Genomic DNA, 12,113 nt, shown 5'->3' on the forward strand with positions numbered 1-12,113 from the left:
CCTCCGGCGGGGCGGGCCCGCCGCCGTCACCGTTCCGGGGGCGGCTGTCGCCGCCACTGCTCCCCGGGAGCCGGTGGTGCCGGGTGGGGCGGGTTCCCACCGGGCTGCGGCGGCGCGTACGGCTGCGCCTGCCCGGGCTGGGGCTGCGGACCGGGCGGGTAGGGGCCCGGCTGGGGCTGCGCGTACGGTGGCGGACCACCCGGCCCACCGGGGTGGGGCTGCTGCTGGTACTGGGGGTGGGGCTGCTGTCCCGGCATGGGCGGTGCCACGTGCGGCGGGTTCCCGCCGGGCGACCACAGGCCCTGTTCCTGCTGGTGGCGTGAGAAGTCCTCGGCGATCAGCGCGGCGAGGTCGAAGTACGCCTCGCGCGTCCTGGGCCGCATCATGTCCAGATCCAGCTCCGCGCCCGCGGCCAGGTGCTCGTCGAACGGGACGACCACCACCTCGCGGCAGCGTGTCCTGAAGTGCGCCACGATGTCGTCCACCTTGATCATCTTGCCGGTCTCGCGGACTCCGGAGATGACCGTGACGCTGCGCTGCACCAGGTCGCCGTAGCCGTGCGCGGAGAGCCAGTCCAGGGTGGTGCTGGCGCTGCTGGCGCCGTCCACGGACGGGGTGGAGATGACGATCAGTTGGTCGGCCAGGTCGAGGACCCCGCGCATCGCGCTGTAGAGCAGACCGGTGCCCGAGTCGGTGAGGATGATCGGGTACTGCCGGCCCAGCACGTCGATGACGCGGCGGTAGTCCTCGTCGTTGAAGGTGGTGGAGATCGCCGGGTCCACGTCGTTGGCGAGGATCTCCAGACCGGAGGGCGCCTGCGAGGTGAACCGGCGGATGTCCATGTAGCTGTTGAGGTACGGGATGGCCGACACCAGGTCACGGATGGTGGCGCCCGTCTCGCGCCGCACCCGGCGGCCCAGTGTGCCGGCGTCCGGGTTGGCGTCGATCGCGATGACCTTGTCCTGCCGCTCGCTGGCGAGCGTCGCCCCGAGGGCGGTGGTGGTCGTGGTCTTGCCGACGCCGCCCTTGAGGCTGATCACCGCGATGCGGTAGCAGGACAGCACCGGAGTGCGGATGAGGTCCAGCTTGCGCTGCCGCTCGGCCTCCTCCTTCCGGGCACCGAAGCGGAACCGGGAGCCGCCGCCGCGGCCGCTCTGCGGGCGAGGCTTCTTCTTCTGGTTCAGCAGGCGGTCGGAGGACAGCTCGACCGACGCGGTGTAGCCGAGCGAGCCGGGTTGACTCGGCGGCTGCCGGCGCGGGTCGGCGGGCCAGGCGGTGCCGGCACGGGGATCCTGCGGCGCGCCGGGCGGCTCGGTCTGGGGCGGCTGGGCCTGGGGCGGCTGCGGCGCGTCCGGCGGCCGGTGCGCCGGCGGGGCGGGGGGCTGCTGCTGGGGGAAGCCGTAACCACTCGGCGGTACCGGGGAGTCGGGTGTCGGGGGGCCGGCGGGCGGCTGGTGCGTCGGCGGGGCGGGGGGTTGCTGCGGGAAGCCGTGGCCGCCCGGAACGGGCTGGTGGGGCGCGGGCGGGACCGGAGGCTGCTGCGGGAAGCCGTATCCACCCTGCGGTGCCGGTGCCGGTGCCGGTGCCGGTGCCGGTGCGCCGGGTGCGGTGGACGGGGGTCGGGCCGGGCCGCCGGCCTGCGGCGGCGTGCCGGGGCCGGGCGGTTGCGGGAAACCGTAACCGCCCGGGGCCTGCTGGTGGGGCGCGGGGTCGGCGGGCGGCTGCTCCGGCGTGGTGTTCCACCCCGATGCCGGAACCGGAGCACCGGGCTGCGGCGCGGCGGGCCGGAAGTGCGGAGGCAGCGGAGGAAGCCCGGCGGGCACCCCACCCTCGGGCGAGGGCTGCCACGGCGGGGGAGCGGGGGCCTGTGCCGCACCGCCGCCGGTTTTCTCTCCGGCCGGAGCACCGGGCCCCCCGGCGCCTTCGGAGCCGTCGGGCGCGTCGCCCCGGTCGGGGGTCCTCTCCCGTACCTCTTCCGGCCCGTCGCCGTCCTCCTCCGTGGGCTCCTCCGGGCCGCCCTCGTCCGGCGGCGCGGCACCGGAGCCCTCGGGCACGGCGTCACCGGACCCCACGGTCCCGCTCTCCGGGCGACGCCCATCGACGGCGTCCGCGTCGGACGGCTCCCCCCCGACGCTCCGCTCGGCGATCTCCCGGCGCATGGCGTCGGCGGAGAAGCGCATGGTGGCGCCGTCGAGGACGGCGTCGCTTCCGGCGGTCCCGCCCGGATCTCCCGGGGCGTTCCGGGGTGCCTCGGGACCCCGCGCGGCGGATTCCTCACGGTCGCCGTCACCGGACGCCCCGTCGGCGGGGGCCGCGGGCGACCGCGGCGCGGGCTCGGCGTTCCGCGTGTACCAGGCAGGCGGTGTGTAGTCGATGGTGAACTCGCCCGTGGTCTCGGTGTCGTCCTCGGGCAGATCGTCGCCGGGTGCGATCCCGTCGACGCGGATCTCGTCCCGGTCGCTGCTCACAATGCCTCCTGCTGATCTGGTCGGGCACCCCGGTCGGGTCGCGCGGTCCGCCCCTCGCCGCCGGACGGTCCCGTCGGACCGCTCCTCCGCCGCCGCGGCCCCGGTCGGTTCACCGGACACGTCCTGCCGCGCGCAGGACCACACTAATCGCCGTGGACGACGATGCGGCATGCCGATCCCGTCGCACTCGGACAACGGACCGATGACGGCGTGGGATCCGGCCGGTGGGACGCGGATCAGTCCAGCCGCCGGGCCGTGCCCAGCAGACCCGTCTCCACGTCGGTGGGTCTGGTCAGCACGAACCGTCGATCCCGGCCGGAGCACCACAGCGTCACGCCGTCGGCGAGCGTGGACAGCGCCTCGATCTCCTGCCGCGACAGGGAGAGGAGCCGGCCGACCTTCCGTGCCTCCTCGGGGGAGACCTGCTGGATGCCGGCGAGCGAGGCACCCTTGAGCAGCCGGGGGGCCACCGGACTCAGGTACGGCAGCAGCGTGAGCACCGACTGCCAGGGGCCCGAGGAGACCCGGCCGCGCGGCGGCTTCATCCCGCAGTCCCTGACCACCACCACCGGCGAGACGGCCGTGGCACCCATCGGCGGCACCCGACCGACGTCGTGGAGCGTCATGCACTGCTGGTCGCCGCCGGCGGCCCGGGCCAGGTTCGTCCACACCTGCGGCCGACCGGTCTCGACGGCCACCCGCGCTCCCGTGCCGGCCGCGCGCAGCGCCAACACCTGAGCCGTCCACAGACCGCCGATCAACACCACGTCGTGGGCGACCGGGTGGTGGAGGCCGAGGACGGCGGGGCGCTCCTGGACGTCCACGCCGGCCACCACGCCGTCGTCACCGACCGGCAGGGCGAGCACGTCCAACTGTTCGACGGGCAGAACCTGACGGGCCGTCCGGGGACCGCGCAGCCCGAACCCCAGGCGGGGGCGGGCGGCCGTGCGCGTCGAGTCGACGGATCCGGGCATCAGCGCGTCCCTCCCAACGGCAGCGTCGCCAGCACCCCGGGCACCTGCTCGCGGTCCAACCGTACGAGCCCGATCCGGTGCTCCCGCGACAGCCGCTCCAACACGTGCCGGGCGGAGACCAGATCACCGTCGCTGCGGGCGGTGATCCGCACATGGCCGCGCAGCGCCACGGAACGGCGCTCGCCTGGACTCAGGGTCAGACTGAAGGTGGTGGCCAGGGCGGGCAGACCCGTCACCGTCGCCACCAGCGACGGCAGCGAGGCGGCACCCGGCCCCAACTCGGGCCAGCGCGCCACCGCGTACGTGGTGTGCCAGCGGTCGTCGCACCGCCAGGCACGGGCCTTCTCCTCGGTGCGCCGGGCCGGAGCGGAGTCGGGGCGCCCGGCCCGCGTCGTGGCCATCGGGCTCGCCCCGGCCGACGTCGCGAGCGCGGTGACCAACTCCTGCTCCGACAGCAACGTCGCGCGGAAACCGGCCCCGACCAACCGACTCGCCAACTGGTCCGCGGCCCGCACCAGGCACCGCTGCGCGCCCTCCAGGCCGTCACCGCGCGCCCGGATCGCCTCCCGGCACAGCTCCGGGTCGAGTTTGAGGGCCACCCAGGTCACCCGTACGGCCGGAGCGCCGCACGCGGCCTGCAGCGGGCCGTAGCTGGACGCGGCCGGCGACCGGGCGGGCAGGTGCGGCGCCGGGGCGGGCTGGGTGTACTGCACCGCCTGCACCGACTCCAGCCGAATGCCGTCCACCTCCAGCACGTCGGAGAGCAGCCGCAGCGGCAGGGGACGCTCGGCGGGACCGGAGCGCAGGGCGGAGGGACGCGGTTCGACGCGCAGCACGGCGGTCAGGAACGTGCCGTCCCCCACCATGCCCACGCCGCGTCGGTCGCGGTCGGTGTAGGTCAGGCTGCGCAGGGCCGGCTCGCACTCGACGGCCGGGGCCAGGCCCGGATCGGTCTCCGGCGGAAGCACCTCGGCGGCGGCCCGCCGCCTGCGGCGGCGCAGCGCCACGACGGTGCCCAGCCACTCGGGGAGCGGCCGGCCGCGCCGCCGCGACACCACCGCGAGCAGCACCAGGACGGCCACCACGGCCGTCGGGACGACCAGGACCTCATGGACGGCGGCGGCCGCCAACACCCCCGCCGCGGCCAGCTCGACCATCACCAACTGGTGCAACCTGAGCGGCCCCAGGCCGCGGTGACGTGCTTCGACGCGCGGTGTGACCGCGCGGGTCGGGCGCGGCCGTGCGGACTCGGGGCGTGCGCCGTCCGGCGCCGGAAGGTCGGGCGCGGACGTGGCGGTCCGGGCCCGCGTGGCGGTCCCCATCCCCTGAAAATCCCCTTGTGTCCGTAATCGCCCTGGCCCTCCAGGGCGCTGGTCGGGCGATCACCCTACCGGAGCGGCGCGGGCCGATCGCCAACGGGCATAGTAGGGGCCCGGTCCGACAAACGGCAGCAGTGGCGGTGCTCCGGAATCCGGGGGACGCCGGGCCACCAGTGGGGAGAAGCAGCGAGAGATGGCATCACGGCGGGACGAGCTCAACGCCTACACCTTCGCCAAGAAGCGGTTGGTCTCGGCATTCCTCCAGCCCTCTCCGACGGGGACCGAGGAGGGAGCGCCGCGCCCGCTGCGGGCCGTGCTGCCCGGACTGGTCGTCGGGGCCGTGATCCTGGCGGGCTTCGGCGCCTGGGGCATGTTCAAACCCAAGGCGCCCAAGGGGTGGGACAACCCCGGCGAGAAGGTCATCATCGGCAGTGACTCCACGACCCGCTACGTCGTCCTGGAGACCAAGGGCAAGAAGCAACTCCACCCGGTGCTCAACCTGGCCTCCGCCAAACTCCTGCTGGATCCGAGCAAGTTCGGGATCGTCGAGGTCGACGAGAAGATCCTCGACAGCGGCAGGATCCCGCACGGCGCCACCATCGGCATCCCCTACGCCCCCGACCGGCTGCCCGACAGGAACGAGGCGACGGAGGCCAAGCGCTGGGCCGTGTGCGTCCAGCCCGGCGACGACGGCGTCCAGGAGGCGGTCTTCGTCCTCGCCGACCGGGACGAGAAGCGGGTCGAGGGGAGGAACCGGCTGCGTGACGGCGAGGTGATGTACGTCAGGGACCAGGACGGGGGGCTCCACATCGTCGACGCCCGGGGCACCGCCTACCCCGTCGACGCGGACGACAACCTGCTGCGCACCGTCGTCGGCAACGCACGGCCACAGGACGTCAGCGACGACTGGCTGAAGACCTTCGAACAGGGCGACGAGATCCGGTTCCCCCGCGCGATCGACGGAACCGGCACCCCGGCCGGCGCCCCCGGCAGCCTGGACGCCGAGACCAACCGGATCGGCATGGTGCTGCGCGCCCCGTCCGGCACCGGACACCAGCACTACGTGGTGCTGGAGGAGCAGATCAGGCCGGTCACCGACTTCATGGCCAAGCTGTTGCTCAACAGCCCGGCCTCCGTCCCGCTCGGCCAGCAGGGACAGGCCCGTGAGGTCAGTGCCGGAGCCATCCGGCCCGAGGACACCTTCTACGGAAGCGACCTGGACTGGCCGGAGACGGAGGCGAGCACCGTCAACCAGGCGGACGGCGGCCGGGACGCCCTGTGCAACGTCCTGCGCGAGGTGGACGAGAAGAAGGGCACCACCACGCTCAGCACCTGGGCGGGCGAGGACTACCCGGCCACCCTGCCCAACGGCGCCACCAGCGCGTACGTCACCCCGGGCTCGGGCCTGCTCTTCCGACAGATCAAGGGGGAGGAGACCGGCTCCGGCGGTGTCTTCCTGGTGACCGACACCGGTCTGCGCTACGCGGTACAGGCGAACACCGACAGCGGCCGGGACGAGTCCGAGATCGGCACGGACGGGAAGAAGGAGGACCCGCGGCAGAGCGCGCAGGAGGGCAACCAGGCGCAGATCAGGCTCGGTTACGAGGGCGCCCGACCCGTACCGGTGCCGGCGAACTGGTCGAGCTTCCTGCCGACCGGACCGAGGCTGAGCACGAGCGCGGCGAAGCAGCCGCAGGGCTCCTGAGGAAAGGCCCCGAGGAGAGGCTTTGAGGAGGGGGAGGAGCACGAGATGACGCACACGTCGACCACCACACCCGCGTCCGGGACCGGAGCCGTCCGCGAACCGGGCCCGGCGCGCACGCCACGCCGGTGGACGGCGCTCCCGACGGCCGCGGCGCTCGGCGTGGCGGCCCTGGGCGCCGTCGCGGCCCCCCTGGCCTGGGCGCCACCCGCGGCGGCCGACACCGGACAGTGCACCTTCCCGGCCGAGCCCTTCGAGGGCAGGCCGTGGTCGCTCAAGAGGGTGCTCCTGGACCAACTGTGGGAGAAGACCAAGGGCAGGGGCGTCAAGGTCGCGGTCATCGACACCGGGGTGGACGACGACCACCCCCAACTGAAGGACGCGGTCGACGCCGAGCTCGGCAAGAGGTTCCTGAAGACCCCGGAGAAGGACGAGTACGGCAACTCCGTGAAACCACCGGCGGCGAACGGCACGGACGACACCGTCGGCCACGGCACCAAGGTCGCCGGCATCATCGCCGCGCGTCCGGCGGACAACACCGGCTTCGTCGGCATCGCGCCCGAGGCGACCATCATCCCGATCCAGCAGAACGACGCCCAGGGCAACGGCGACACCACCACCATGGCCCGGTCGATCGAGCACGCGGTCGAGGCCGGGGCGAAGGTCATCAACATCTCGCAGGACACCTCCACGCCCCTCAAGCCCAACTCCGATCTGGAGCAGGCGGTGAACAAGGCACTGGCCGAGGGCGTCGTCATCGTGGCGTCGGCCGGCAACGACGGGTTGGGCGGCAACGTCAAGGAGACCTACCCGGCCTCCTACGAGGGCGTCATCGCCGTCGCCTCCTCCGACCGCAACAACGAACGCGCGCCCTTCTCCCAGTCGGGCGACTTCGTGGACGTCGCCGCGCCCGGCGTCGACATGATCTCCACGGTCCCCGGGGGCGGCCACTGCGCCGACAACGGCACCAGCTTCTCGGCCCCGTACGTGGCGGGCGTCGCGGCGCTGCTCGTGGCCGAGCACCCGGACTGGGAACCGCGCCACGTCGCGGCCCAGATCGCGCAGACCGCCGAACGCTCCGTCCCCGGACACGACCGTCACGTGGGCTGGGGCGTCATCGACCCCGTCCGAGCCCTCACCGAGGACGACCGGCGGATCGAGGAGCCGGTGGCCCGCGAGGGAGTGGACCGGGCGGAGCCGCCCACGCCGGCCGAACTCCACCTCGGCGAGACCCCGCAGGAGCGCGACGAACGCCTGGGCACGTACGCGGTGGTGGGCGGAGGCGTCCTGGTGTCGGTGATCGCCGGTGGCTCCCTGGTCCACCGAGACTGGCGGCGCAGGCGGGAGACCCACTAGGGGCCGCGCCCACCGCCGGCCGGACGGCCGTATCGCCGTTGGTGCTGTCCCAGGCGGTGGCTACAGTGGTGGGTCACAGGGCCACCGGGTGTGTTCGACGGGGGAGGGGGAACCTGATGGGGCTGTCGGCCGGCAAGCTCAGAGGCGAGCTCGAGTCGCTCAAGGACTTCAAGAAGCGGGTCGACGGCATCCTCCGAACCCTGGAGGACTCCCCGGCCTCCCCCGCCCGGGTCGGTCGGCAGGAGGTCCCACGCTCCGCCTTCGGCGGCGACTTCGCCGAGGCCGACGGCGTCTACGCGCAGTACAACCGGGTCCACACCCAACTCGCCTCCCTCTCCAAGGCGCTCGGTGACCAGATCGAGGCCATGCGCATCGCCGTCCACGGTGCCGACATCGGCTTCGGCAACCTGGAGGACGACCTCAAGCGGCGCTTCTGGGAGATCCAGGGGCGGGCGCTCGAACACCGGCGGCAGCGGGAGGCGGAGAAGCAGGAGCACGAGGGGCAGCGGCCCAAGGACGAGGCCACCGGGGCGACCTACTGACGGGGGAGGCACGACCGTGACCGACGAGAACACCCAGGAGAGGTCCGAGGAGCCGGTCGTCGCCGGTCGGCTCCTCGTGACCGACCTCAAGCGGAGTGGCGCGCTCGCCCCGTTCGACCTGTTCGGCGCCCTGAACATGCGCAACAGCGTCATGGGGTCCACGAACTTCGAGAACAAGGAACTCGAGGAGATGTACGCCCTGGTCGACGGCGGCGACCCCGGCGACATCGAGAGCGCCGCCGACAGGCTCTGGGAGGCCGGCGGCGACATCAGGCAGATCGGCGAGGACCTCAAGAAGCACATCGACAAGGTCGACTGGGAGGGCGAGTTCGGCGACAGCTTCCGCGACTGGGGCCGGAAGCTGAGCAGGAACACCATCCTCCTGGCGGACTTCACCGAGAAGGCCGGCATCCACCTGAAGGCCGCCGGGGTCGGCCTGGCCACGGTGCGCGGCAGCATGCCCGAGCGTGACCCCGCCGTCATGGCCGCGCCGCGTCTGGAGAGCATTCCGCCCGAGGAGCGCGACGAGTCCGACGAGAAGTACCGGCTGGCCAAGCGGAAGGAGGACAACCGCCAGGAAGCCGTCAACCAGATGAACCGCCTGGCGTCCTACTACCGGGTCTCGCACGAGAACATGCAGGGCCTCCAGGAGCCGGAGTTCGGCCCGATGCCGGACGTCGGCATGCCCCCGGCGCCGCCACCGCAGGATTCGGTCAAGATTGCGCCAGGGGGCGGGAGCGGCTCCGCGCCGGCTGCCCACGGAGGCGGCGGAGCCGCATGGGACGCGTGGGCCGCCGAGGCGGGTCCACCGTCCTCCACCCCGGGCAAGCCCGGATCCGTCGAGGGATCCCCCGCTCCTCGGGAGTCCGTGCGGATCGACCTCGACACAGCCGCCCCTCCGGCCACCACGACGCCCACCGACACCGGGCAGCGCGCTCCGCTCCCCTCGGGTGCCGGCGGCCCGGCCGCTCCCAACACCGGCGTACCCGGCGCTCCTCCGGTGCTCGCCCCCGACCGGTCGGGGGGCAACAGACGGGTGGGAACGGCCAAGCCTCCGCCTCCTCCGAACCCGGTCCGACCCGGGGCGGGCCGGGAGAGCGGCGCATCCACCGCGTCGCCGGCGAACAACGCGACCACCCGCTCCGTCACGGGCACGGGCGGTGCCCCGGTCGGAAAGCCCCCTGCCTCGACGGTCCCCCCGATGGGCCGAGGCGGCCACGGTGTCTTCGGCGGCACTCCGACGCAGGGCGGAACGACCTCCGAAAGCCCGCGCGTTCCCCGGGGAACCGTGGTCGGAACGGAGCACGGTACGGCAGGACGGCCCCCCACGGGAGCCGCTGGGCCGGGCGCGGTCGGTGGTGCCGGCACGGGAAGCGGCTCCGCCGGGTACAGGCCGGGCGTGGGCGCCGGCGGTGTCGTCGGCGCCTCCCGGAGCGCTCCTGACCAAGCAGGCGCGGCGCGCCCGTTCACGCCCGGTGGCACCGGGCTGACGAGGAGCGGCGCCACGGGAGACAGCCGGACCTCGACGGGCGCGGTGCCCCGCACCGGAACCACGAGCCCCCGTCCCCGTGAGGAGAACCGTAACGATTCCCGTCGACCGGACTACCTCACCGAGGACGAAGAGACATGGCGGACGGGGCGGAGCGGCATCGCCCCTCCCGTCGTCGACCAAACACCACAGTAGAGAGCGGCGATGACGGCAGGACACAACCCAGGCCGGGGTGGGACGCCGTCGCGGCGCATGCGGCGGCTCCTGCTCTCCGTGCTGGCTGTAACCGGCGTATGGACCACATGCCTCGTCGGGCCGGTACCGACGGCCCACGCGGAGGACATTCGTCCGCGGCAGTGGTACCTGGACGCCATGCGGGCCGAGGAGATGTGGAAGGTCAGCACGGGCGAGGGCATCAAGGTCGCGGTCATCGACAGCGGCGTCAACGCCTCCACCGATGCCCTGCGGGGCCAGGTCCTGCCCGGTGAGGACATGACCGATGCGCCGGGCGAGGCCACCGACGACTACAGCGGCCACGGAACGGACATGGCCGAAATCATCGCCGGCACCGGAAGGAACGGAAGCATCAGGGGTCTGGCCCCCGGAGCGAAGATCATCCCTTACCGGATTCCCCTGGAGGGGCTCGGCCATGAAATCAAGGCCGACGGTTACGTGAAAGCGATCCGGGCCGCGGCCGACAGTGATGCGAAGATCATCAACATGTCCTTTTCGGGGCCCTACTACGATGCCGCCGGGGCGGAGGCCGTCGAGTACGCGATCGGCAAGGGGAAACTTCTCTTCGCGGGCGTGGGGAACGACGCGGAAAAGGGCAACAAGCAGCAGTACCCGGCCTCGTACGTCGGGGTGGTGGGCGTGGGCGCCACCGACCGACAAGGGGAAGTGACGGAATTCTCCCAGCACGGCCTCAACGTCGATCTGTCCGCACCCGGTGTCGACGTCCCCGGATGGTGTGACGAGCGGTTCGAGGAGTACTGCCCGGACGGCGCGGGGACGAGCGTGGCCACCGCCATCGCCTCCGCCTCCGCCGCTCTGATCTGGGCCGAGCATCCCGACTGGACGGCCAACCAGGTCCTTCGGGTCCTGGTGGACACCGCCGGACGCAAGGACGGGAAAAAGGGAGTCTCCAGCGTCTACATCGGATACGGTGCCGTCCGGCCCCGTATCCACCTCCTCGAAGGCAAGGGCGATCCCGGGGACCCGAACGAGAACCCGATCGAGGCCACGGAACCGACTCCGTCGGCGTCGGCGTCCCCTCCCCAGGGGGAGAGGGACGGCAAGAACGACCGGAGCGACGCCGGGGGGAAGAGCGAAGGCCAAAAGGGCCAGGCGGACGACGACGCCGGCAGCGCCGACAACGCCGACACCAGAGCCACCGAGTCCAAGGACGACGGTGACCTGTGGATCCTCCTGGGAGCGGGCGCCGCGGTGGCCATCGTGGTCGCCGGCGCGTTCGTTCTCGTGCGGAGGGCGATCCGCAGGACATGACCGGGGGCCCGCACGCGGAGCGCCCATGACGACCAGCCCGCAAGCACCAGTAACTCACATTCCAGGGAGGACGGTATGTCCGGCGAAGGCGGCAACTTCCAGTCAAATGATGCCGAACTCAAGAGCCTGCTCGACGAGGTTCGGGACATGCAGGCGAAGTTGAAGAGCAAGATCTCCAACCTGAACGCCGTGGTCGACACGATCCAGGCCGCGTGGAAGGGCGACGCGCACGCCCAGTACGACCGGCTCCAGCGCAGCACGAACGACTACGCCCGGAAGCTGGACGGCAACCTCCGCATGATCGAGGAGGCGCTCCAGGCGAGCAAGGACGGCTTCACCGCCAACGAGATCGACCAGATGGAGAAGTTCAACCAGCTCTCCAAGGCGAGCCCCATCAGCGACTTCTCCGGCGTGGGCGTCACTCCGAACGTCAAGTAACCGATTTCAGCAGGAAGGGAGGGACACGTATGACCATCAAGATCACTTACCACACCGTCGTCTCCGCCGCCGACGACGTGGACCAGGCCGCGAGGGACCTCACGAGCCAGCTCGACACGTTGAACGGCAAGGTCAAGGCCGTGGTCGCGAACTGGGAGGGTGAGGCGAAGGCGCAGTTCCACGCCAAGCACGCGAACTGGGACGAGAACGTCAACGGGTTGAACCGCACGCTGACGGAGATCGCCAACCTTCTGCGCGGCGCCGCGGGCGACTACCAGCGCACGGACAAGAAGGCGGCGGCGCAGTTCGAGTTCTGAAC

At 72.5% G+C, this 12,113-nt stretch carries 10 protein-coding genes; 7 read left to right on the forward strand and 3 right to left on the reverse strand.

Annotated features, from left to right (window positions below; genetic code table 11):
• Window positions 1–26: 26 nt before the first annotated feature.
• The 3 genes from F0L17_RS19595 to eccE all read right to left on the reverse strand — a co-directional run bounded on the left by F0L17_RS19595 (window position 27) and on the right by eccE (window position 4,764).
• A complete protein-coding gene (locus tag F0L17_RS19595) occupies window positions 27–2,468 on the reverse strand; it encodes an SCO5717 family growth-regulating ATPase (RefSeq protein WP_162466449.1) in 2,442 nt (813 codons plus the stop codon).
• Between the two features lie 236 nt (window positions 2,469–2,704).
• Window positions 2,705–3,442, reverse strand: coding sequence for a hypothetical protein (locus tag F0L17_RS19600; protein WP_202917897.1), 738 nt, complete (start codon window positions 3,440–3,442; stop codon window positions 2,705–2,707).
• Window positions 3,442–4,764: a type VII secretion protein EccE gene (gene eccE, locus F0L17_RS19605; protein WP_155072078.1), complete on the reverse strand. Its 1,323-nt coding sequence runs from the start codon at window positions 4,762–4,764 to the stop codon at window positions 3,442–3,444. The genes F0L17_RS19600 and eccE overlap by 1 nt, the downstream gene beginning before the upstream one ends.
• Before the next feature lie 190 nt (window positions 4,765–4,954).
• Here eccE and eccB point away from each other — a divergent pair, with 190 nt between their 5' ends.
• The 7 genes from eccB (at window position 4,955) to F0L17_RS19640 (ending at window position 12,111) form a co-directional block, all read left to right on the forward strand.
• Window positions 4,955–6,466, forward strand: a complete 1,512-nt coding sequence (gene eccB, locus F0L17_RS19610) for a type VII secretion protein EccB (RefSeq protein ID WP_155072079.1) — start codon at window positions 4,955–4,957, stop codon at window positions 6,464–6,466.
• A gap of 45 nt (window positions 6,467–6,511) precedes the next feature.
• A complete protein-coding gene (mycP, locus tag F0L17_RS19615; RefSeq protein WP_155072080.1) occupies window positions 6,512–7,819 on the forward strand; it encodes a type VII secretion-associated serine protease mycosin in 1,308 nt (435 codons plus the stop codon).
• A 116-nt stretch (window positions 7,820–7,935) separates the two neighbouring features.
• Window positions 7,936–8,361 (forward strand): hypothetical protein, encoded by a 426-nt coding sequence (locus F0L17_RS19620; RefSeq protein ID WP_155072081.1) that lies wholly within the window; start codon window positions 7,936–7,938, stop codon window positions 8,359–8,361.
• Between the two features lie 16 nt (window positions 8,362–8,377).
• Window positions 8,378–10,045 (forward strand): WXG100 family type VII secretion target, encoded by a 1,668-nt coding sequence (locus F0L17_RS19625; RefSeq protein WP_155072082.1) that lies wholly within the window; start codon window positions 8,378–8,380, stop codon window positions 10,043–10,045.
• A 78-nt stretch (window positions 10,046–10,123) separates the two neighbouring features.
• The gene (locus tag F0L17_RS19630) at window positions 10,124–11,356 is read left to right on the forward strand and encodes a S8 family serine peptidase (protein ID WP_338018144.1); all 1,233 of its coding nucleotides are present in this window, start codon (window positions 10,124–10,126) and stop codon (window positions 11,354–11,356) included.
• A 75-nt stretch (window positions 11,357–11,431) separates the two neighbouring features.
• Window positions 11,432–11,794 carry a WXG100 family type VII secretion target gene (locus tag F0L17_RS19635; protein WP_155072084.1) on the forward strand — a complete coding sequence of 121 codons (363 nt, stop codon included), beginning with the start codon at window positions 11,432–11,434 and terminating at the stop codon, window positions 11,792–11,794.
• 29 nt (window positions 11,795–11,823) lie between these two features.
• The gene (locus tag F0L17_RS19640; protein ID WP_155072085.1) at window positions 11,824–12,111 is read left to right on the forward strand and encodes a WXG100 family type VII secretion target; all 288 of its coding nucleotides are present in this window, start codon (window positions 11,824–11,826) and stop codon (window positions 12,109–12,111) included.
• Window positions 12,112–12,113: the final 2 nt, after the last annotated feature.

Source organism: Streptomyces taklimakanensis (assembly GCF_009709575.1).
GTDB lineage: Bacteria > Actinomycetota > Actinomycetes > Streptomycetales > Streptomycetaceae > Streptomyces > Streptomyces taklimakanensis.

Bases quoted from the DNA above. Each gene is read 5' to 3' on its own strand.
- F0L17_RS19640 (WP_155072085.1), top strand. From the start codon at position 11,824: ATGACCATCAAGATCACTTACCACACCGTCGTCTCCGCCGCCGACGAC.
- eccE (WP_155072078.1), bottom strand. From the start codon at position 4,764: ATGGGGACCGCCACGCGGGCCCGGACCGCCACGTCCGCGCCCGACCTT.
- mycP (WP_155072080.1), top strand. From the start codon at position 6,512: ATGACGCACACGTCGACCACCACACCCGCGTCCGGGACCGGAGCCGTC.
- F0L17_RS19600 (WP_202917897.1), bottom strand. From the start codon at position 3,442: ATGCCCGGATCCGTCGACTCGACGCGCACGGCCGCCCGCCCCCGCCTG.
- F0L17_RS19635 (WP_155072084.1), top strand. From the start codon at position 11,432: ATGTCCGGCGAAGGCGGCAACTTCCAGTCAAATGATGCCGAACTCAAG.
- eccB (WP_155072079.1), top strand. From the start codon at position 4,955: ATGGCATCACGGCGGGACGAGCTCAACGCCTACACCTTCGCCAAGAAG.
- F0L17_RS19620 (WP_155072081.1), top strand. From the start codon at position 7,936: ATGGGGCTGTCGGCCGGCAAGCTCAGAGGCGAGCTCGAGTCGCTCAAG.